The 21,379-nt window shown below is 74.7% G+C and carries 13 protein-coding genes; 6 read left to right on the forward strand and 7 right to left on the reverse strand.

Going from position 1 to position 21,379, the window contains the following annotated elements; genetic code table 11:
- Positions 1 to 146: 146 nt before the first annotated feature.
- The 3 genes from A0J59_RS15310 to A0J59_RS15320 all read right to left on the reverse strand — a co-directional run bounded on the left by A0J59_RS15310 (position 147) and on the right by A0J59_RS15320 (position 8,060).
- On the reverse strand, positions 147 to 2,618 hold the full coding sequence (locus tag A0J59_RS15310; protein WP_064316680.1) for a chitobiase/beta-hexosaminidase C-terminal domain-containing protein: 2,472 nt from the start codon (positions 2,616 to 2,618) through the stop codon (positions 147 to 149).
- A gap of 164 nt (positions 2,619 to 2,782) precedes the next feature.
- A complete protein-coding gene (locus tag A0J59_RS15315; protein WP_082919079.1) occupies positions 2,783 to 6,718 on the reverse strand; it encodes a ThuA domain-containing protein in 3,936 nt (1,311 codons plus the stop codon).
- Between the two features lie 184 nt (positions 6,719 to 6,902).
- Positions 6,903 to 8,060: a multicopper oxidase domain-containing protein gene (locus A0J59_RS15320; protein ID WP_082140867.1), complete on the reverse strand. Its 1,158-nt coding sequence runs from the start codon at positions 8,058 to 8,060 to the stop codon at positions 6,903 to 6,905.
- 559 nt (positions 8,061 to 8,619) lie between these two features.
- Here A0J59_RS15320 and A0J59_RS15325 point away from each other — a divergent pair.
- The gene (locus A0J59_RS15325) at positions 8,620 to 10,944 is read left to right on the forward strand and encodes a glycoside hydrolase family 65 protein (protein WP_064316681.1); all 2,325 of its coding nucleotides are present in this window, start codon (positions 8,620 to 8,622) and stop codon (positions 10,942 to 10,944) included.
- A 45-nt stretch (positions 10,945 to 10,989) separates the two neighbouring features.
- Here the strand turns inward: A0J59_RS15325 and A0J59_RS15330 are convergent, their stop codons facing one another.
- Positions 10,990 to 11,856: an alpha/beta fold hydrolase gene (locus A0J59_RS15330; protein ID WP_064316692.1), complete on the reverse strand. Its 867-nt coding sequence runs from the start codon at positions 11,854 to 11,856 to the stop codon at positions 10,990 to 10,992.
- A gap of 125 nt (positions 11,857 to 11,981) precedes the next feature.
- On the opposite strand from A0J59_RS15330, the gene A0J59_RS15335 reads away from it, so the two are divergent.
- Both A0J59_RS15335 and A0J59_RS15340 read left to right on the forward strand, forming a co-directional pair.
- Complete coding sequence (locus tag A0J59_RS15335; RefSeq protein ID WP_064316682.1) at positions 11,982 to 13,181, forward strand: hypothetical protein; 1,200 nt, start codon at positions 11,982 to 11,984, stop codon at positions 13,179 to 13,181.
- Between the two features lie 133 nt (positions 13,182 to 13,314).
- Entirely contained in the window at positions 13,315 to 13,989 is a 675-nt protein-coding gene (locus A0J59_RS15340; RefSeq protein WP_047231121.1) for a histidine phosphatase family protein, read from the forward strand.
- A 116-nt stretch (positions 13,990 to 14,105) separates the two neighbouring features.
- Here the strand turns inward: A0J59_RS15340 and A0J59_RS15345 are convergent, their stop codons facing one another.
- A complete protein-coding gene (locus tag A0J59_RS15345; RefSeq protein WP_047231120.1) occupies positions 14,106 to 14,564 on the reverse strand; it encodes a DUF6194 family protein in 459 nt (152 codons plus the stop codon).
- Between the two features lie 39 nt (positions 14,565 to 14,603).
- On the opposite strand from A0J59_RS15345, the gene A0J59_RS15350 reads away from it, so the two are divergent.
- Together A0J59_RS15350 and A0J59_RS15355 are read left to right on the forward strand one after the other, a co-directional pair.
- Positions 14,604 to 15,413, forward strand: coding sequence for a MerR family transcriptional regulator (locus A0J59_RS15350; protein WP_064316683.1), 810 nt, complete (start codon positions 14,604 to 14,606; stop codon positions 15,411 to 15,413).
- A gap of 166 nt (positions 15,414 to 15,579) precedes the next feature.
- On the forward strand, positions 15,580 to 17,469 hold the full coding sequence (locus A0J59_RS15355) for a glycerophosphodiester phosphodiesterase family protein (protein ID WP_064316684.1): 1,890 nt from the start codon (positions 15,580 to 15,582) through the stop codon (positions 17,467 to 17,469).
- Positions 17,470 to 17,540: 71 nt separating this feature from the next.
- Here the strand turns inward: A0J59_RS15355 and A0J59_RS15360 are convergent, their stop codons facing one another.
- A complete protein-coding gene (locus A0J59_RS15360) occupies positions 17,541 to 18,914 on the reverse strand; it encodes a hypothetical protein (protein ID WP_064316685.1) in 1,374 nt (457 codons plus the stop codon).
- 78 nt (positions 18,915 to 18,992) lie between these two features.
- Complete coding sequence (locus A0J59_RS15365; protein WP_064316686.1) at positions 18,993 to 19,826, reverse strand: VOC family protein; 834 nt, start codon at positions 19,824 to 19,826, stop codon at positions 18,993 to 18,995.
- Between the two features lie 231 nt (positions 19,827 to 20,057).
- On the opposite strand from A0J59_RS15365, the gene A0J59_RS15370 reads away from it, so the two are divergent.
- Positions 20,058 to 21,302: an endonuclease/exonuclease/phosphatase family protein gene (locus A0J59_RS15370; protein ID WP_064316693.1), complete on the forward strand. Its 1,245-nt coding sequence runs from the start codon at positions 20,058 to 20,060 to the stop codon at positions 21,300 to 21,302.
- Positions 21,303 to 21,379: the final 77 nt, after the last annotated feature.

Genomic DNA, 21,379 nt, shown 5'->3' on the forward strand with positions numbered 1-21,379 from the left:
CGGCGCGGGAGGGGGGCGGGGGGCGCGCGGTGGGCGGGCGGCGGCCCCGGGTGGGCCTAGCACGACGACGGCCCGGCCCGCACCTGGGAGGTGCGGGTCCGGGCCGTCGTCGATCGGACTGGTTCGGTCGGACCGTCAGGTGGCGGTCAGCGGCGACCGATGTCGGACAGCTCGGCCGCGGCGATGACGAGCTCGCGCTCGGCGTCGTCGAGGACGCCGTCGAGGACGAGGTCCTCGGTCACGAGGCTCACGTGGTCCACGAACTCGCGGTGCGTGGCGTACTCGTCGTTCTCGGCGACGTGGTCGTTGACCGTGCAGCCGGTGCCGTCGTCGTAGTTCTGCACCGTGCTGTCGTGGCCGTCGATGATCACCGTCGGACGGATGTCCGACCCGACGCAGCGGTCACGGACGAGCTGCAGGACCGTGAACGTGACCTCGCCGGTCGTGACGTTGCCGACGCCGTCGACCGCGCGGTAGCGGACCACGTGCTGACCGTCGGCCGCGAACGCGACCGGGGCCGCGTAGCGCTGCCACGCGCCGTCGTTCGCCTGGAACTCGATGCGGTCGACGCCGGACTCCTCGTCGACCGCCGTGAGCGTGACGCGCGCGCTCGCGACGAAGTCGCCGTCGCGCGTGCGGCTGCCGCTGACGCCCGCCGTGACGACGGGGCCGTCGGTGTCGCCCGGCTCCTCGCCGCCCGCGATGACGAACGTGACCGTCTTCGGGGCCGAGACGTTGCCCGCGACGTCCGTCGCGCGGTAGGTCACGGTGTGCGACCCGGGGGTCCGCACCGAGATCTGGCCGGAGTACGCGGTCCACGCGCCGCCGTCGACCTGGTACTCGACCGACGCGACGCCCGAGTCGGCGTCCTTGGCGAGGAGGCGGACGAACACGTTGGACAGGTACTCGCCCTCCTCGTTCTTCGCGCCACCCATCACGCGGTGGTCGACCGTCGGTGCGACGGTGTCGCCACCCTGGCCCGCCACGACGTCGAACGTGACGGTCGCGGGCTCGCTGACGTTGCCCGCGGCGTCGGTCGCGCGGTAGGCGAGCGTGTGCCTGCCGGGCTCGTCGACGACCACGGCCTCGGTGTACTCGGTCCAGCCCGCGCCGTCGAGGTCGTACTCGACGGACGCCACGCCCGACCCCTCGTCGGTCGCGGTGAGGAGCACGGACGCGGAGCCCACGTAGGCACCGTTCTCGTCCTGCGTGCCGCTGAGCTCGTTCGCGACGACCGGGGCCGTCGTGTCCTCGCCGGCGTCGGCGACGACGACGAACTCCGTGACGGTGTCCTCGGACACGTTGCCCGCGGCGTCGGTGGCCCGGTAGACGAGCGTGTGCTCGCCGGGCTCGTCGACCACGATGGGCTCGGTGTACGGGGCCCAGCCGGCGCCGTCGAGGTCGTACTCGACGCTCTCCACGCCGGACGCGTCGTCCGTCGCGGTGAGCGTCGCCGTGGCGGAGCCGACGAACGCACCGTTGTCGTCCTGCTCCCCCGTGACCTCGGCGGTCACGGTCGGGGCGGTCGTGTCCTGCTCGCCGCCCTCGACGACCGTGAAGGTCACGGAGCCGACCTCGGACACGTTGCCCGCGACGTCGGTCGCCCGGTAGGAGACGGTGTGCTCGCCGAGGTCGGTGAACGGAACCGTCGTCGTGTAGGGCAGCCATGCGCCGCCGTCGACCTGGTACTCGACCGACGCGACGCCCGACCCCTCGTCCGCGGCGTGGAGCATGAAGGCCGCCGTACCGATGTAGGCGCCGTTCTCGTCCTGCTGGCCCATGAGCATGGGCTCGACGGTCGGGGCGGTGGTGTCCTCCTCGACGTCGCCCTCGACGACGGTGAACTCCGCGGTCTGGGCCTCGGAGGTGTTGCCCGCGGCGTCGGTCGCGCGGAACTGGAGGGTGTGCGCACCGACCGCGTCGACGACGAACGGCTCGGTGTACGCCTGCCAGCCCGCGCCGTCGAGGTCGTACTCGACCCCGGCCACGCCGGAGTCGTCGTCGGTCGCGTCGAGCGTCACGGTCGCGCCGCCCACGTAGGCGCCGTCGCCGTCCTGCTCGCCGGTGACCAGAGCGGTCACGGACGGTGCCGTGGTGTCCTCGCCCCCGCCGCCGTCGGTGACGACGAGCTCGCCCCACATCTCCCCGTGCCCGGGGATCGCGCAGAAGTAGCGGTACTTGCCGGGCGTGAGGGTCACCTGGGCCTCGTGCCGCCCGCCGTTCGCGTCGAACGGGCTCGCGAGGATGTTGAGGTTCACGTCGTGGTTGTAGCCCGGCGACGACGTGTCGAACGTGAGCGTGTGGCTCATGCCGAACGTGCTGCCGGTCGCCATGCTGTTCTCGAAGACGATCGTCGCGGGGCCGGCCTCGGCCGTCGCGGGGAAGGCCTTGTAGTCGGTCACGCTGTTGTCCGCGGTCCAGGTGAGGACCTGCTCGGCGGCGACGGTGGCGTCGGCGGCGGACACGACGGCGGACGACGCCGTCGCCGGTGCGGTGGGGGTCGCCGAGGCCGGGGCGACGGTGAGGACCGTCGTCGCGGTGAGTCCGGCGACCGTGGCGGCGAGGAACCGCCGCGGGCCGCGGCGGCGGGAGCCGCCGGGACTGGTACGTCGTTCCATGAGGGTGCACTCCTCCGGGGTTTCTGGGGGGTCTGTCGGGCTGGTCGGGCTGGTCGGGAGCGGGTCGGGCGGGCCGTGCGGCCCGCCCCGAGGGCCGCCGTCGTGCTGCACGACGGCGGCCCCGGGCTCGGCGGGGACGGCTCGGCCGTCCCCGCCGGGCGGTGCTACAGGTCCGCCACCCGGATGTCACGGAACTCGATGAGGTCCGCGTTCCCGTGGTTCTGGAGCCCGATGAACCCGCTGTCGAACTGGCGCAGGTCCGTGGGCGGGTCGCCGGCCCGGGACGACTGCTGTCCCGGCGAGTTCTCCCACTCGTTGATGACGACGCCGTTGCGGATGATCGTGTACTGCTGCCCGACCACCCGGATCTCGTACTCGTTCCACTCGCCCTTGGGCTTCTCGCCGCCGGTGTTCAGGCCGAGCGGGTCGAAGTTGTAGACCGAGCCGGTCTTCTGGGGCTCGCCCGTCGGACCGTCGTAGATCTGGATCTCGTGACCGCACGAGATCGCGACCCACGCCGGGGACTGACCCTCGGCGCACTCGACGTCGCCAGGCTCGTTCGGGTTCGGGAACCGGGTGAACACGCCCGCGTTCGCGTAGTGGTCACCCGCCGAGACGTCGCGGTAGAGGAGCTTGACGGAGAAGTCACCGAGCTCCTCGCCCGCGTACCAGAGCATGCCGAGCCCGCCCTGCGAGCGGATCGACCCGCCCGGCTCGAGCGTGAACTTCCCGCCCGGTGCCTGGAACCAGTCGTACAGCGACGCCTCGGTGCCGTCGAAGATCGTGCGGTACCCACCGGGGTACGCGCCGATCTGGGACCGGGCCGCCGCGTCGACGAGGCGAGCACGCTCGCGGTCGCTGATGCGGCTGTCGTCGTACAGGCCCTTCGCCACCGACTCGACGTGCGCCAGGAACCGGGCGTGGGTGCGCCACTCCTTCTCGTCCTGGAACAGGTCGGCGATGTTGCAGGCGCCCAGGTCGCGGTTCTCGACCGTGGAGTCCACGTCGCCGAAGAACACGGTCTCGCGCTCGTCGGGCAGGGTGCACGACGGCGAACCGTCGGTCGTGACCGTGGCCTTCGAGCCGTCGGCGTACGTGACGGTGAGCTTGGCCTCGTAGTTCTTGACGCGCGGGTACTTGTGCTTCGGGTTGGCCTGACGCGAGGTCGAGCCGTCGCCGAACTCCCAGAGGTAGGAGACGCCACCGGAACGCGCGCCGGTGAACTGCACCGTCAGCGGGTCACCCTGGATGCTCGTCGCGGACGCCGCCGGGGCCGGGGTCGGAGCCCCGCCCTGGTACGTGATCCGCATGAGCTTCTGGTTCGGGTCGAGGCTGAAGAAGCCGCCCGCGTAGTCGACCAGGTACAGCGCGCCGTCCGGACCGAACTTCGCGTCCATCCAGCTCTGGAGCAGCCCGTCACCGCGACCGCCCGGGATGATCTGGCGGAGGTCCTCCATGAACACGGGCGCGTCCAGGTTCTCCGGGTCGACCGTCACCGCGACGCGGTTGTTCGAGTTCGACTGGTCGCCGATGAACCACTTGCCCTCCCAGTACGACGGCCATGCGACGTCGGACTCGGGGTCCACCTGCGACGCGCGGTAGGTCGGGCCGGACATGACGGCCTGGCCGCCGCCCCGCAGCCACGGGATGGTGTAGGTCGCCTCGTCGTCCTCGTACGTCGGGATGCCGTTGCCGCGGTCCGGGAACACCGGCCCGCCGCCCGAGGGCGAGTACCAGATCATGTTGTCGCGCACCGGCGGCAGGTCGACGAGACCCGTGTTGCGCGGCGACGTGTTCTTCGGGTTGTCGCAGTCGTACCAGCCGGTGAGGACGCTCGCGTCCTCGTTGCTCCGGTCGCGGTACGGCTGCTTGTTGCCCATGCAGTACGGCCAGCCCTGGTTGCCCGCGGACGTGATGATCGTCGCGGTCTCGTACTTGGCCGGGCCGAGCTCGGGGTTCGGGCTGCCGGCGTCCGGGCCCACCCAGGCCGCGGTCAGCCAGTCCGTGTCGGGGTCGATCTGGAGGCGCGAGATGTTGCGCACGCCCATGACGTAGATCTCGGGACGCGTCTTGTCCGCGGGGTACTCGCCCACCGGGAACAGGTTGTCGTCCGGGATCGTGTACGTGCCGTCGTCCTCGGGGTGGATCCGCAGGATCTTGCCGTTGAGGTCGTTCGTGTTGCCCGACGTGCGGCGCGCGTCCTGGAAGCTGATCCCCGCGTACTCCTGCGTCCAGTTGTTGCCGGAGTACCCGCTCGAGCCGCCGGACGAGTTGTTGTCGCCCGAGCCGATGTAGAGGTTGCCCTTGCTGTCGAACGCCATGCCGCCGCCCGCGTGGCAGCAGCTGTGGATCTGCGTCTCCCACTCGAGCAGGTCGACCCGCGTGCTCTGGTCGATCGTCGGGGTCGCGGGGTCGTAGGTGAACCGCGAGACGGTCCGGTAGCCGACGCGACGCTCACGATCGATGTTCTCGTGCGGCATCCAGTACACGTAGAGCCAGTGGTTCGTCGCGAAGTCGGGGTCGGGCACGATGCCGAGCAGCCCCTCCTCGTTCTTCACGAGCTCGTCGCCGCTGCCACGGTTGCCCATGACGTCGAGCGTCGTGAGCAGCTTCGCCTCACCCGTCTCCGGGTCCCACTGGTGGATCGTGCCGCAGCCGAGGCCCACGTTCGGGTCGCTCCACGGGACGATCGGGCCGGTCGCGCACGCGCCGCGGCCGATGTAGAAGACCGTGCCGTCGGGCGCGATCGTCAGGCCGTGCTGCTCGCCGTTCTGGTCCAGCGTGCCCGCCGTGTTCACCTTGGACAGGCGCTCGGCCTTGTAGTTCGACGCGATGGTCGCCTGGCAGTCGCCGCGCACCACGCCCGTCGTCCACTGCAGCGCACCGAGCAGGTGCTCGCGGAACGACTCGTCCTGCCAGCTCTCGGGCGTGCCGCCCATGCCGGTGAAGAACGAGCGGCCGCCGTCGTAGTCACGGCACCACGAGAGGGGCTGGAACGGGTTGGTCGTCGGGCCGGCGTCGGGGCCGGGCTCGAGCGTCGCGACCGTGTGCACGTCGCCGGTCGGGTCGTCGGCCCAGTCGAGCCACCGGTCCTCGCGGTCCCACGTGAGCGGGAGGTCCGCCGTCGCGGGGTGCTGGCGGTCGACCAGGTCGACCGTGCGCTCCTCGAGCGGGATCTCCGGGTCGGGCTGCTCGACGGAGTCGGGGCCGAAGATCGAGAGCTCGGCGAGCTGGACCTCGGCGTCGCCCGAGTTGGCGGTGACGTCCAGGCGGTACCAGCCGTACTCGGTCTCGTTCTCGACGTCGAACGTGCGCGGCTGGAAGCGCTGCGGGAAGTCCTCGTCGGTGCGCGTGTCGAGGTCGACCCACGTCTGGCCGTCGGTCGAGCCCTGCAGCTTCCAGTTCTTCGGGTCGCGGCCCGCGGAGTCGTTCGCCGACGTGATGCCGTACTTCACGACCGCGACGGGCTTCTCCATGCGCAGCGTGAGCTGGCCCGTGCGGGCGAACGTCAGCCACTTGGTGTTGGGGTCGCCGTCGACGGCCTTCGCCGGGGTCTCGGCGGCCGGGCTGCGGCCGGTGCCGGTCGCCTCGGCGACCTTCTCCGCCGTCATCGTCGCGCCCTTGATCCGGGCGCCGACGAGGCCCTCGAACCACTTCGACGCCTCCTGGGCGCGCGCGGCGTCGCGCACACCGAGGAAGCCACCGCCCTTGTTGATGTACGCCTGGAGCGCGGCCTCCTGCTCGCCGCTCAGCTCGATGCCCTCCGAGGAGAGCATGACGACGCCGCGGTACTCGCCGAGCGTCGCCTCGCTGAGCATCGCGGGGTCGGACGTCGCCTCGACGTCGAACCCGTTGGCGGCACCCAGCTCGGTCAGCGCCGCGGTCGCGGCGACGACCGGGTCGGTCTGCTCGTCGGGCGCGCCGTGGAACACGAGCACACGCACGGGAGCGGTGGCCGTCGCGGCCGCGACGGACCCGGCCGTGGGAGCCACGCTCGAGGCGACCGCCGTGCTCGTCGGTGTCGTGGCGACGGGCTGGGCCGAGGCCGGGATCACGGCCGCGCTCGCGACGAGCGCGGCGCTCGTGAGGCCGACCGTCATGGCCAGCAGTGCTCCTGGTCGGGAGCGTCCCCTCGCGGGGGATGTCGATCGTCTGGACAGCACTCTCCAACTCCTTCGTCATCGGTGCGGCACTCCCGGGCGGGCCGGGAGCGGGTCGTGCTGGTGCGGGTGGTGCTGGTGCGGGACGGGCCGGCGGCCCGTCGGGACTGGGTCGGCCGACGGGTCAGTGGCCGGTGTGCTCCGTGAGGCCGACGACGGCCGGCCCGGTCCCGCCGGCGGCGGCGCCGTCGGTCGTGGCCGTGGCCCCGGACGGCGCAGCACCCGACGGTGCCGACATCGTGTGGGCGCCGTGGCCCTGGAACCGGTCGATGGACTCCTGCGCCCCCGGCGGCATGGAGCCGTCGGCGTTGCGCACGAGGAAGATGCCGGCCATCCCTCCGTCGGAGTGGAACTGGACGTGGCAGTGGTACATCCACGCGCCCGGCCCGACGCCCAGACCGGCGACGACCTGGAACCCGAACGCGTCCCCCGGGTTGAGGTCCCGGTTGTCGACGACCTGGCTCGTGTCGTACTGGTCCGCGAGCAGGCCCGTCCGGTTGTTCGCCCAGCGGTGGGCGTGCAGGTGGAAGGTGTGGAGCTGGTTCCCGTGGCCGATGCAGATGAACTCGACGCGCTCGCCGAGCTTCGCCTCGTACATCGGCGTGTCCGGGGCGACCTTGTTGTTGATGGTCATGTCGTTGAAGACCATCGTGAACTGCTTCTGCGGCAGCACGTCCCCGACGCGGCGCACCACGAGGGCGCCGTAGAGACCCGCGGCGAGGCCCTGCGTGCCGTGCTCGCCCCACGCGTGGTCGTGGTAGTGCCAGTAGCCGGCGCTGCCGGGCATCCAGATGCCGCGGTCGCGCGCCATCTTGACGGTCGACCAGGTGTAGGTGCGCGTCTCGCCCGGCTCGTTGAACGAGTTGTTGAACGTGCTGCCGTCGCTGTTGACGTCGTAGTTCACGCCGTGCGGGTGGATCGACAGGCGCTTGTCCGTCGTGTTGACGAGCGTGATCTCGAGGGTCTCGCCCTCCCACATCTCGAGGATCGGGCCGGGCACCGTGGCCTTGCCGCGCTCGAGGCCGTAGCCGACGAGCGTGTCCGAGATCCGCTCGGCGTACATCGTGATCTTGCGGACGTCGCCCGCGGCGGTGGCCACGGCACCGGTGGCCGCACCGGTCGTCGTCGCGGCGGCGGCCGGGGGTGCGGCGGCGACGCTGCCGCCGGCGCCCAGCAGCAGAGCGGCCGCGGGGCTCGCGGCGACGACGCCTGCCCCTGCGAGAAGCGCCCGTCGCGAGAGCGGCCTCGCGGGCGTCTCGGTCTCGGTCGTCGGGTCGGGCATGGGGACTCCTTCCGGGCGTACGGGGTCGTCCGGGCGGCTCGCGGGCGCGCCGGACCGGCGTGCCGGCGCTCGCCGTCACGCTGACCGGCGCCACGTGGGCGCGCGGAGGTTCCCCGGGTGGTGCTGTGGGGGGTGCACTGTGGGCAGGACTGGGTCGTGCGGGGGTGTCCCGCGTCGCAGAGGGTCGAGTCAGGTGCTCGGTCGTGCGGGGCTCGACCCTCGACCGGTGGGAGACCGACCGTGGGGCGAGGTCCGGGACCGCCATGGTCCCGCCGGGGCACGCGTCGGTGCGCGCCGTCGGCTGTCGGTCCGGACGCCGAGCTCCCCTGCGCCGACGTCCGGTCCCCTGGTCGGTTCCAGGGGCAACGAGGTTTATGACACCGCAGTCAGGGGGCGATGTCAACCGTTAGTCGAAAGTTGTGTCGACAACAAGCAAAAGTCCCCGGTCACCCGACACTTCTCCGCCAGCCCCGGGTCCCGGAGCCGTCGGTCGCGCGGTGCGGTGGCGGTGCCGGGCGCCCGGCGGGTGTGCGGCGCACACCCGTGGTGGAGTGACCGCGTGACGAACGATCCCCCCGCTTGGTCGGTCCGCGAACCGGGTCTCGCGGTCGACTCCCCCGAGACGGCCGCCTCGCTCCTGTCCCTCGCCAACGGCTACGTGGGCGTGCGAGGCGTCCTCGACGAGGTCGCCGCGGACGACGACCCGGCGACGCTCGTGGCCGACGTCTACGAGGAGTTCGACCAGACCTACGCCGAGCGCGCCTACGCCTACCCCGAGGTCGAGGAGCGCCTGGTGCCCGTCGTCGACGCCTGGCGGCTCGGCTGGTCGGTCGACGGCGCGCCCGTCGACGCGCGGACCGCGGACGACGACCCGGGCCTCACCGGTGCGGTCGAGGCCCACGCCCGCGAGCTCGACCTGCGCGCCGGCGTCCTGCGGCGCGAGCTGCGGTGGACCTCGCCCACGGGCGGCACCGTGACGCTCCACAACGAGCGGCTCGTGCCGCTCGCGCGGCGGGCGGTCGTCGCGACGCGCTGGCGGGTGCAGGCGCACGACGACGTGACCCTGACCCTGCGGCCCGTGCCCGACTGCCCGCACGGGGCCCCGGAGGAGGACCGGGCGGCGCCCGGGCTGCGCACGGTCTCGTGCCGGCACGAGGCCGACGGCTCGTCGGTGCGCCAGCGCACCGTGCGCTCCGAGCGCGGCGTCGCGGTCGAGACGGCCCACGTGGTCGAGACCGCGGACGGCGTCTCGCCCGTGTGGCACCACCGCGGCGGCGGCGCGTCGCTCACGGTCGACCTGCGCGCGGGCCAGTGGCTGGACGTCGTCGTCCTCGCCGCGTACGCCGGCGGCGAGGACGCGGACGCCCTGCCCGCCCACGCGCACGCGGTGCTCGCCGACGCGCGGCAGGCCGGGTGGGACGGCCTCGCCCGCGAGCAGGCCGGCGTCCTCGCGGACGTGTGGGACCGGGGCGACGTCGAGCTCGACGGCGACGACGAGATGCAGCAGGCGATGCGGCACTCGCTGTTCCAGGTGGTGCAGGCCGCGGCTCGCGTCGAGGGGGTCGGCGTGCGGGCCAAGGGGCTCACAGGCACTGGGTACGGGGGCCACGCGTTCTGGGACTCCGAGACGTTCGTACTGCCCGTGCTCGACCACGTGCTGCCGGGCGCCGCCGCCGCGCACCTGCGCTGGCGGCACGCGACGCTCCACCGGGCGTGCGAGCGCGCGGCCGAGCTGGGCCTGCCGGGCGCGGCCTTCCCGTGGCGCACGATCAGCGGCCGCGAGTCCTCGGGCTACTGGCCCGCCGGGACGGCGGCGTTCCACGTCGCGTCGGCCGTGGCGCTCGCCGCGGTGCGGCACGTCGCGGCCACGCACGACGACGCGCTCGCCCGGGACGTCGCCGTCGACCTCGCCGTCGAGACGGCGCGCCTGTGGGCCGGGCGCGGGCACCACACCGCGGCCGGCTTCCGCATCGACGGCGTGACCGGGCCCGACGAGTACACCGCGGTCGTCGACAACAACACGTACACGAACCTCATGGCCCGCAAGAACCTGCGCGCCGCCGACGAGCTGTGCGCGCGGTTCCCCGAGCAGGCCGCCCGGCGGGGCGTCACCGCCGACGAGCGCCGCGCGTGGCTCCGTGCGGCCGACCGCATGACCGTCCCGTACAACGCCGAGCTCCGTGTCACCGAGCAGTCGCAGGACTTCACGCACCACGCGCACTGGGACTTCGAGGCCAAGGGCACGGCCCGGTTCCCGCTCGACGACCACGTGCACTACGTCGAGCTCTACCGCCGGCAGGTCGTCAAGCAGGCGGACCTCGTGCTCGCGCTGCACACGGCGCCCGAGGAGTTCAGCGCGGAGCAGCGGCGCCGGGACTTCGACTACTACGAGCCGCTCACCGTCCGCGACTCGTCGCTGTCCGCGCCGGCCCAGGCGGTGGTCGCCGCGGAGATCGGGTATGTCGACCTCGCCTACGCGTACGCCCGCGAGTGCGCGCTTCTGGACCTGTGCGACCTGCGCGCCTCGACGGACGGCGGGCTGCACGTCGCCTCGCTCGCGGGCGCCTGGACCGCCGTCGTCACCGGGATCGCCGGCCTGCGGCACGACGACGGCGCGCTCCGCCTCGCGCCGCGGCTCCCCGCCCGCCTCACGCGGCTCGCGTTCACGGTCCACCACGGGGAGTCGCGCGCCCGCGTCGAGGTCCGACGTGACGGCGTGACCTACCGGCTCGTGTCCGGGAGCGGCCTGCGGCTCGTCCACGACGAGGAGGGCCTCGACCTCACGCCCGAGCAGCCGCAGGTCGAGCGGCCGCTCCTCCCCGGCATCGCCGACCCGCCGCCCGCCCAGCCGCCGGGCCGCGCACCGCTGTTCGACGCCTCGTAGCGCCGTCTCCGGCGTCGGACCGGCGTCGGCCCCGTCGGCTGCCCGTCAGGCGTCCAGCACCGCGCGCAGAGCCGCGGCGAACGCCGCGGGGTCGTTGTCCGGCGACCACTCGTTGACCATGAAGCCCCCGTGGTCGCCGGGGAACGTCACCGCCTCGACGCCCAGCAGCTCGGCGAGCGCCGCGCCGCCGCGCCAGGCCAGCGTCCCCTCGCCCTGCGCACTCACCGCGGGCACGACCCGCGTCCCCGACGCCCGCAGCACCGCGCCGTCCGGGGCCCAGCCCGGCATCGTCGCGAGGTTCTTGCCGAGGAGGAGGTCGTCGCGCGACCCGTCGTCCTCGGTCGGGAAGCCGAACATCGCCGGGTCCGGGGCCGGGCGGTCGAGGTAGTCCGCGGGCAGCGGGCCCACGTGGCTCACGAGCGCGACGAACTTCGCCATGGCCGGGCCGAACCCCTCGCGGCGGTACGTGTCGACGATGTCGGCCTGCACCGTCGTCGCGAGGCCGGCGTCCTCGAGCAGCGGGGTGATCGGCGGCTCGTGCGACACGAAGGTCCGCACGTCGCCCGGGTGGCGCTCGATCCACGACAGCCCGACGACGCCGCCCCCGCTCGACCCGAGCACGTCCACCGGGCCCAGCCCGAGCGCGGTCACGACCGCGTGCAGGTCGTCGGCGTGCGCCTCGACCGACACCTCGCCGTCCGGCGCGAGCGTGCTGCGCTCCGTGCCGCGCGGGTCGTAGGTGACGACCACGCGGTCGTCGAGCAGCCCCGCGAGCTGCTCGAACCCGGAGGCAGCCATGGGCGAGCCCATGACGACCACCGGCGTGCGGTCGCCCGCCACGTCCGGCGTCCAGACGTCGTAGGCGATCACAGCACCGGGCACGTCCAGTATGTAGGTCTTGCGCTCGCTCATGGCAACCTCCGTGTCGTCGTGCCCGCGGTCGTGCACCGGGGCTCCCGAGCGTTCTGACGACGACCGTCCTCGGAACTCATCGCTCGTCGTCGCGACCGGCGCGGGGCTGCCACTACCCTCTCAGGATGCCGTCATCGAGGACCGTCCCCGCCGTCGTCGTCGCCGGAACGCTCACCGCGGTCCTCTGGATGGTGACGGGCCGCCTCGGGGACTGGTTGTCCGGGACGTCCCTCGCGGTGCCGGGTACGGGCGTCCGTGCGCTGCTCCCCCACCCGACCGCGCCCGTCGCGGCGGGGGCGCCCGTCTCCGGCAGCACGCTCCTCACCGCCGCGCTCGCCGGGGCGCTGGTCGCGGCCGGCACCCAGCTCGCGGTGCGGCGCCTGCCCGCCGGCACCGGCCGGTGGGCGACCTTCCTCGCCGTCTGGTTCTCGACGGTCGCGGCGTCCGCGCTCGCCGCGACGGCCGCGTGGTTCGCCGGGGTCACGCTGCCGTGGCGCGCCGACACGATCACCGAGCTCGTCGCCACCGCGCTCGGCGGCTGGTGGGGGCTCGTGAACGGCCTGCTCGTCGGGCTCGCCGTCGTCGTGACGCGCGCGCTGACCGACCGGCGCGACGACCCGGCGGGCACGCGGCACACCCGCGCCCCCGCGACGGTGCGCGCCTGGCCGGCCGCCCTCGCGGCGGGCGCCGCGACGGGCGTGCTCTGGGCGGCGGCGGGCGTCGGGAGGACCGTGCTCCCCGGTGCGGTCGACCCGCAGTCGCCGTGGGGCGTCGCACGCGACGTGGTGCTGCTGCCGTCCGCACGGCTCGCCGTCGACCGGGACGCGCTCCTGGCCGACCCGGTGCACCTCGCGCTGCCGCTCGGGGTCGGGCTGGCCGTGGGGCTGCTCACCGCGCTCGCCGCGCGCCGGCTGCCCCCGGCGGAGGGCCGCTGGGCGCTCCTGCTCTCCGCCTGGTTCGCGTGCGTCGCCGGCGCGGCCGTCGCCGCGGCGGTGCCCGTCGTCGTCTCGACCGTCACCGCCGGCGGCGTCCTGCCCGACGCCGGGCGCGCACTCCCGGTGCTCCAGGCCGGTCTGGCGTGGGGCCTGGTGTGCGGGGTCCTCGTCGCTCCGCTCGCCGTCGTCGTGCACCGGGCCGCCGGCGCCAGGCCGCACGACGGCGCGGAGGGCGTCGAGGAGCCGTGGCCCGCCCCGGTGACGGCGGAGCCCGCCGACCAGCACGACGCAGGCGTCGCCGACGACGCCGCGAGCCCGGACCCGCGCTCCGAGGCCGACGACGCGACGACGGACGACCACGAGCGCGACGAGGCTCCCGCGCGGGTGTGACCCGGGTGTCCGCCCTCGGCCGTTCCGGCCCCCGCCACGCGATCGTCACCGGGACGTCGTCGTGCCGACACCGGGACGCCCTAGCGTCGGCCGTGACCAGCAGACCGGGACGACCGGAGAGGGCACAGCGACGATGACCCTGACGATCACGCTCGTACGGCACGGGCAGACCTACCTCAACGCACGACGGCACCTCCAGGGGTCGTGCGACTCCCCCCTGACCCGCACGGGTCGCGCGGGCGTGCGCGTGACCGCGCAGCACCTCGCGCGGCACGACTTCGCGGCCGCGTACTCCTCTCCTCAGGGCCGCGCGGTCCTCACGGCGATGGAGATCCTGCGCCACCACCCCGACCTCCCGCTGACCGTCGACCACGACCTGCGCGAGCTGTCGTTCGGGTCGTACGAGCGGCGTCCGGAGTCGCACCTCGACGCGGTCGAGCCGTGGGCGGAGCTCGTGCCGCGCGTGCTGGCCGGCACGCACCCCGGCGTGGGCGGCGGCGAGGCCGGCAAGGACTTCATGGGCCGGGTGCGCGACGTCTTCGCGCGGGTCGTCGCCGCGCACGACGACGCCTCGCGCCCCGGTGCGGTGCTCGACCGCCACGTGCTCGTCGTCGGGCACGGGCTCACGCTCGGCGCGTGGCTCGCGACGCTCGACCCGTCCGGGCTCGTCGCGCTCCCGAACGCCTCGGTCTCCACCGTCGAGGTGACCGACGGCGTCCCGCGCGTCCTCGCGGTCGGCGTCGACGTCGCCGGGCACGGCCACGTCGCCGCGCGCCCCGCGCCGTCGGGCACCGCCGTCCCGGTCTGAGGCCGCTCCCCACCCGCCGAGCACGGGGTTCCTGTCGATATCGACCGGAGAACGGGAGCAACCCCGTGGTCGGGGCGGGGCAACCTCGTGGTCGACCGGCGCGCGGCGGGTCGTCGCTACCGCGCGGTGCGGCGGGCGGCGCGGGCGCGGGCGTCGTCGTGGGCGGCGCGCAGCAGGTCGAGGACGAGCCCGGTCGTGCGCTCGCCCGGGTTGACGACGCACACCCAGCCGAGCGCGCCGTAGACCGGGTGCGGCACGACGAGGTCGGTCTCCGCCACCTCCGACGCCGCCCCGTCGCGGGGATCGGCGCCGACGAGGTCGCGGAACCGGTCCCGCCCCACGTGCACGTTGACCCTCCAGCGGCCCTCCTCGTCGAGGTGCGACGCCGCGTCGTCGGGGTAGTCCTTGGTCACGACGGTGCCGTAGGGCTGCCCGTGCGGGACCTCGCCGTCGGGGGCGTAGTAGAAGAAGTGGTCGCCCCACGCCAGCGCGGGGAACTCGCTGCCGGGCCCCGGCGACAGCACGAGGACGCCGTCGAACGACCGGACCGTTCCGAGGATCTGCTCCATACTCATGATTCGAGTGTCCGCTTGAAGTGCTTCTGGAGGGTTGGCGTGACGGTCTCGGGGCGCGGGGCGACAGCCGGCGGGGCGTCGCGGCCGCTGCGGACGGCCGACGTCGCGCGCGCGGCGGGGTGCTCGGTCCAGCAGGTGCGCGACCTCGAGGCCCTGGGCGTCCTGCCGCCCGCCGGCCGGTCCGCGAACGGGTACCGCGCGTTCGGCGACGAGCACGTCCTGGCCCTGCGCGCGTACCGCGGCCTCGCGTCCGCCGTCGGGCCGGTCGTCGCACGGCGCGTGCTGCGCGACGCGCGCTCGCTGCCCCTCGACGAGGCGGCGAGCCTCGTCTCCCGGCTGCACGTGACGCTCACGAGAGAGCGCGAGGAGGCGCTCGCCGCGCGGCGCGCGCTCCTCGTGGTCCGGGCGGAGGGCGACGGCGCGGCCGGCTCTGCCGACGGCCCGGCCCCGGCGGCGGCGGCGACCGACGGGCCCGTGCTCACGATCACCGAGCTCGCCGCCGCGCTGGGCGTCCGGGCGTCGACGCTGCGGTTCTGGGAGCACGAGGGGCTCCTCGCGCCGGAGCGCGTCGCGTCGCGCACGGGCGCGGTGTCGGCCCGCCGCTACCCGCCCGCGGCCGTCCGCGAGGCGCGGGTCGTCACGGCCCTGCGGGCGGCCGGGTACCGGGTCCCGGAGGTTCGGCGCGCGATCGACGCGCTCCGCGGGACGATCGGTCCGGCCGACGTCGCCGACCCGCTCGCCGCGCTCGACGCGCGGCTCGACGCGATCGCGCGCCGCACCCTGGCGCTGCTGGAGGCCGGGCACGACGTCGCGCGCCTGCTGACGCGCGTACCGGGGCCGCCCGGGTGACGCTCGGGGTGGCGTTCGAGGGGGGCACTCGACGAGCTCGGGGTGAACGTCAGGGAATCGTGTCCCGTCACCTGGCCGTCCCTCCGGCGTCGCCCGGCGTCCACCGCACCGTCATGGGGCCTTCGTAGCGTCGCCGGGGCAACCGTCCCGACGTTCGGAGGACCCGATGACGACCACCCGACGCCGCGCCGTGCGCGGTACCGCCGCCGCGCTGGCGGGAACCCTGCTCGCGAGCACGCTCGTCGTGGCAGCGACCACGACCGCGACCGTCCCGTTCGCCGCCCCGGCCGCCGCCGAGCCCGGCGACGTGCTGCTCGCCGAGTCGTTCGACGGCGACGCCCTCCCCGAGGGGTGGACGCCCGTGCTCGGCGACTGGCAGGTGCGGGACGGCCGGCTCGTCGGCGACGCCCCGGACGGGTCGTCGCCCGCGCGCATCGTCTTCGGGCAGTCGGCGGAGAACTACCGCCTCGAGGCGACGCTCCGCTTCGAGAGCGTGGACAACGCCTCCCGCTGGGCCGGCGCGATCCTCGACGTCGCGCCCGACGGCGCGGTCCCGTGGTGGCAGGCGGTCCTGCGCAGCACGACGACCGCGCACAACGGCGTCGAGATCGCGCAGCGGACGGCAGCGAACGCGTGGAACGTCCCGTACACGGCGTCCGCCCCGGAGGACGCGGCGACGGGTCGCGACGTGCGCCTGTCGGTCGAGGTACAGGGCGCCGCGGTCACCTACGCGCTCGACGGGAAGACCCTCCTGGAGGGGCGGATCGACCGGTCGCGCGACGGCGCGCTCGGCTTCGTCACGGCCGGGGCGACCGTGAGCGTCGACGACGTCACGGTCACCGAGATCGAGCCTGCGTCGTACGTGGGCGACGACGGGGAGCTCCCCGTCACGGTCGCGCACCGCGGGTACTCGTCGGTCGCGCCGGAGAACACGCTCGCCGCCGTGGCGGCGGGCATGCGCACGGGCGCCGAGTACGTCGAGATCGACGTGCACACCACGGCGGACGGGCTCCCGGTCGTGCTCCACGACCAGACCGTGGACCGCACGACGGAGGGCTCCGGCGACGTCGCCGTGCTGCCCGGCGCGCAGGTCACCGCGCTCGACGCCGGGTCGTGGTTCTCCCCCGCGTTCGCCGGTCAGCACCTGCCGACGTTCGCGCAGGTGCTGGACCTGCTGGAGACCGGCTCGTCGACCCTCCTGCTGGAGATCAAGGGCCCGGAGACGTCCGCCGAGGTCGAGCGCGTCGTGGACATGGTCGTCGAGGCCGGGCTCGAGGACCGCGTGGTGCTCCAGTCGTTCGACGTCGCCGCGCTGCGGTCCGCGCGCGAGCACGCGCCGCAGATCCCGCGCGGTCTGCTCCGCGGCTCGCTCGACGCCGACCCCGTCGCCGTGGCGCAGGACCTCGGGGCGGTCATGTACAACCCCTCCGCGACCGCGCTCCTCGCGCGCCCGGGCGTCGTCGCCGACCTCAACGAGGCCGGCATCGCCGTCATGCCGTACACCGTGAACTCGGCGGCCGACTGGGCCCGGCTCACGGAGATCGGCGTCGACGGCGTCATCACCGACCGTGCGGGCGCCTTCATCGGCTGGAAGCAGGCGCGCGAGCAGGAGGCGCCGGCCCCCGCCGCACCGACGGTCGAGGTCGTGAGCCCGGCCGAGGGTGCCGAGGTCGAGCGCGGCGGCACGCTCGTCGTCGCCGCGAGCGCCACGGACGCGGACGAGGTCGTCGTGTCGCTCGACGGCGAGCCGGTCGAGAACGGTGCGGCGGTCGCCGCCGCCGACCTCGCGCTCGGCGAGCACACTGTCTCCGCGACGGCCCGGGGCGCGGGCGGCGAGGCGACGGCGGAGCGCACCGTCGTCGTCACGGTGATGCCCGAGGGCCTGCGTGCCCGCGTCGCGGTGCTCGACCTCCCGCCCGGCCAGCTCGTGGGCSCGCTCGGCGCGGTCGAGGCGGGGCGCTGGGAGTCGGTGCGCCGGACCCTCGAGAAGTTCGTCGACGACGCGGCGACGCGCGAGCGCCTGCTCGAGGAGCTCGACCACCTCGCCGGCCGCTGACGCCGACGCCCCGCCGAGCGCCGCGGTAGCGGGCCCGTCCCCGGTCGTGCTGCGACCGGGGACGGGCCCGCTCACGTGTCGGCGAGGAAGCGGCGCCGGTCGGAGCGGGCCGACCCGAGGCCGGCCCAGCCGGCGAGGGCGAGCACGCCGCCCGCGATCCAGACGACGACGGACCAGTCGGGCGGGCCGTCCGACCCGACGACGGTGCCGTCGGTCGCGAGGATCGCCGCCCCGAGGCCGAGCAGCACGACGCCCAGCACGAGCAGGACGACGTCCCGCACGGTCTTCCCCGTCCCGCGCCGGGGCGCGCGGGCCTCGAGCGCCGCCTTCTCGGTCGTGGTGAGCGGTGCCGTCGGGCCGAGGGGCTGGACCCGCTCGGCGCCGTGCCGGAACCGCGCCGGGTCCTCGACCGCCTCGACGACCGCCGACGGCAGGCCGAGGAGGTAGGCGAGGTCGGCGACCGGGTCGCCGGGCCATGTGGACGCGGCGAGCAGCGCGCGCAGCCGGCTGGGGTCGCGCGGCTCGCCGAAGGTCTCGACGAGCGCGTCGTAGGCGCCGTCGGTCCCGGAGGTGGACAGGTCCGTCCACGTGTCGTTCCAGCTCCCGAAGACCCACGGCTGCCCGGGCGTCGTGAGCGTCCACGACACGCCGCCTCCCGCTCGCTCCAGGCTGATCATGGCCTCGCCCGGACGCAGGCCGCGCTCGATCGTCGACCGTGCGCGGAACTCCCCGGTGAGGGCGTCCGTGAACGCCTCCCGGACCTCGTCGTCAGGCGCACCAGGCACCGGGGACGGGGGCCGCTCGACCGTCCACACGGCGGTGCGCTCGTCCGTCGCGCGCACCCACGCCGCCCCCGCACGACGCACCGCGGCGCGGACGAACGCGGCGTCGGCGCGCACGAGCTGGACGACGGCGTCGGGTGCCGCCGAGTCGGTCGCCGGCAGGTCGGCGACGGCGGTGAACGTGTCGAGCAGGTCGTCGGGGTGCTCGAGCTCGCGCAGGAGGTCCGGCGCGGTCGACGCGTCCCGCAGCCCGACGAGCGCGGCGACGGCCGCGAGCACGGGGCGCGGGTCACCGTCGAGGCGCATCGCGTGGTCGGTGCTCGTCCCGGACGGGTCGAGAGGCGCCCACGTGATGACCGCCGGCGGAGCGACCGGGTCGGTGCGGGCCGCGAGGATCGCGCTCACGCCGTCGGGCAGCCGGTCCGACCCGGCGTCGAGCTGCACGACCCACGGCGCCGGGACCAGCTCGTCCACCCGCGCGAGCGCGTCCGCGACCGCCGCGGGCGTGCCGGGCTCGCGGCCGGCCTCGACGTCGACCTCCGTGTCGACCTCGGCGAACGTCCAGCCGCGCTCGTCCGTCGGGCCCACGCGCCCGTACTCGAGGTCCGCGGCGCGCAGACGGGCGACGACCTGGTCGTGCGGGGTGCGGGTGACGACGTTCACGGCGTCATGATGCCGCACGCGGGCGGCCGGGACGGCGGCCCGACCACGCCGCGCACGCGACCCGGAGACGCCCCGTAGTCAGAAGCCCTCGGGCGGGGTGAACTGCGACAGCGTGAAGACGGCGCCCTGCGGGTCGCGGATCGTGGCCTCGCGGGTCCACTCGCCGACCTCCGCGGACAGGACGACGGCACCCGCGCGCTCGGCGGCCTCGGCGGCGGCGTCCCGGTCGGCGACCGCGAACACCACGGCGTGGTGGGCCGGCCCGCCGTCCTCGACCACGCCGGCCACGACGTCCCGGAACCCGGGCGGCGCACCCTCCTGGTTCGCGTCGATCTCGGGGTAGACGGTCCGGGCGAGGTGGTCGCCGTAGCCCGCCACGCGCGCCATGCCCGCGCCGAGCTCCGGGTCCACCTCCCACCCGAGGAGGGGGCCGTAGAAGTGGAGCGCCCGCGCGACGTCGGGCGTGTGCAGGACGCTGAAGTTCCACGTGCCGGGCTCGTTGACGCGCTGCGCGCCGACCCGGGTCCCGGGCTGCCAGAGCCGGAACGTCGCGCCCTGCGGGTCGCGGACGGACGCCGTGCGGCCGGGCGGCCCGATCGTCGTCGGGCCTTCGAGGACCTCGCCACCGAGGTCGGGGACGCCACGCGACGAGGCGTCCACGTCGTCGACCGCGACGTACGTGATCCACTCCGGCACGCCGGTCCCCGACGCGACCGCCGCGACGTCCTGCCCGCCGAGCGAGGCGACGACGTAGCGCTCCCCCGTGCCGGGCGGCAGCCTGTCCTCGAACTCCCACCCGAACAGGGCGCCGTAGAACGCGAGCGCGGCGTCGACGTCGGGCTGCTCGGTGTCCACCCAGCACGGCACGCCGTGCGGGTAGGTGCGGACGGGGCGGGACTGCGAGGTGTCCATGGCCCCAGGGTCCCACCGGGCACCCATGTCGGCAGGACCTGCCGCCGTTCACCCGCCGGTCACCTCACCGCCCTACCGCGCGCGGACGGGCGTGCGTACGGTGGCGGAGAACCTCTCGACGACCACCGTCCCCGACGACGAGGAGCCACCGTGTCCACGAGACCTGTCCACCGCGCCCAGCCCCGCACCGCACGCACCGCCCTGACCTCCGTCCTCGCCGTTCCCGTCGCGCTGGCGGTCGCCCTCACGGTCAGTCTCACCGGAGGAGTCGTCGGCGCCGCCGCGAGCCCCGCCGCCGCGCACGGCGGCAACGGTCAGGGCAACGGCCAGGGCCACGGCCACGACCGCGCGACGCTGCGCGTCGCGACGTACAACGCGAGCCTCAACCGCGCCGCAGCCGGAGAGCTCGAGGCCGACCTCTCGACCCCCGACGACCCCCAGGCCGCGACGATCGCCGAGGTGCTCCAGCGCACCCGGCCCGACGTCGTGCTGCTCAACGAGTTCGACTACGTGCCCGACGGGCGCGCCGTCGACCTGTTCCGCGACCACTACCTCGAGGTCTCCCAGGGTGGTGCGGCGCCGATCGAGTACCGCTACGCGTACGTCGCCCCGTCGAACACGGGCGTGCCCAGCGGGTTCGACCTCAACAACGACGGCACGGTCGGCGGGGGCGACGACGCGTTCGGCTTCGGGGCGTTCGAGGGCCAGTACGGCATGGTCGTGCTGTCGCGGTACCCGATCGACACGCGCGGCGTCCGCACCTTCCAGCACTTCCTGTGGAAGGACATGCCCGGCGCGCTGCTCCCCGACGACCCTGCGACCGCCGCACCCGCGGACTGGTTCACGCCCGAGGAGCTCGAGGTCGTGCGCCTGTCGAGCAAGTCGCACTGGGACGTGCCCGTGCGGGTCGGCCGCGAGACGGTCCACGTGCTCGCGTCCCACCCCACGCCCCCGACGTTCGACGGCCCCGAGGACCGCAACGGGCGGCGCAACCGCGACGAGATCCGGTTCTGGGCGGACTACGTGACGCCCGGCAAGGCGTCGCGGTACGTGTACGACGACGCCGGCCGCCGCGGGGGCCTGCACCCCGGCGAGAGCTTCGTCGTCCTGGGCGACCAGAACGCCGACCCGCTCGACGGCGACTCGGTCGACGCCGCGATCGACCAGCTCCTCGACCACCGGCGCGTCCAGGACCCGGCGCCCCGCTCGGCCGGCGGCGTCGAGGCCGCCGCGCTCCAGGGCGGCGCGAACGCGACCCACCGGGGCGACCCCGCGCTCGACACCGCCGACTTCGCGGACACCGCGCCGGGCAACCTGCGCGCGGACTACGTGCTGCCGTCGCGCGACCTGCGCGTGCGCGACGCCGGGGTGTTCTGGCCGGTCCAGGCGGACCCGCTGTCGCGGCTCACGGGCGTCTTCCCGTTCCCGAGCAGCGACCACCGGCTCGTCTGGGTGGACCTGGCCGTCCGCGGCTGACCCGCCGGTCCCACCGGTCGCCCCCCGGGCGCCCGTCGCCCGGGGCGACGGTCCTGGACCGCGGCGGCCGTCGGGTG

Source organism: Cellulosimicrobium sp. I38E (assembly GCF_001647255.1).
Taxonomy (GTDB): domain Bacteria; phylum Actinomycetota; class Actinomycetes; order Actinomycetales; family Cellulomonadaceae; genus Cellulosimicrobium; species Cellulosimicrobium cellulans_E.

Coding starts and splice junctions, on each gene's coding strand:
- A0J59_RS15310 (WP_064316680.1), bottom strand. CDS start 2,618: ATGGAACGACGTACCAGTCCCGGCGGCTCCCGCCGCCGCGGCCCGCGG.
- A0J59_RS15315 (WP_082919079.1), bottom strand. CDS start 6,718: ATGACGGTCGGCCTCACGAGCGCCGCGCTCGTCGCGAGCGCGGCCGTG.
- A0J59_RS15320 (WP_082140867.1), bottom strand. CDS start 8,060: ATGCCCGACCCGACGACCGAGACCGAGACGCCCGCGAGGCCGCTCTCG.
- A0J59_RS15330 (WP_064316692.1), bottom strand. CDS start 11,856: ATGAGCGAGCGCAAGACCTACATACTGGACGTGCCCGGTGCTGTGATC.
- A0J59_RS15335 (WP_064316682.1), top strand. CDS start 11,982: ATGCCGTCATCGAGGACCGTCCCCGCCGTCGTCGTCGCCGGAACGCTC.
- A0J59_RS15340 (WP_047231121.1), top strand. CDS start 13,315: ATGACCCTGACGATCACGCTCGTACGGCACGGGCAGACCTACCTCAAC.
- A0J59_RS15345 (WP_047231120.1), bottom strand. CDS start 14,564: ATGAGTATGGAGCAGATCCTCGGAACGGTCCGGTCGTTCGACGGCGTC.
- A0J59_RS15365 (WP_064316686.1), bottom strand. CDS start 19,826: ATGGACACCTCGCAGTCCCGCCCCGTCCGCACCTACCCGCACGGCGTG.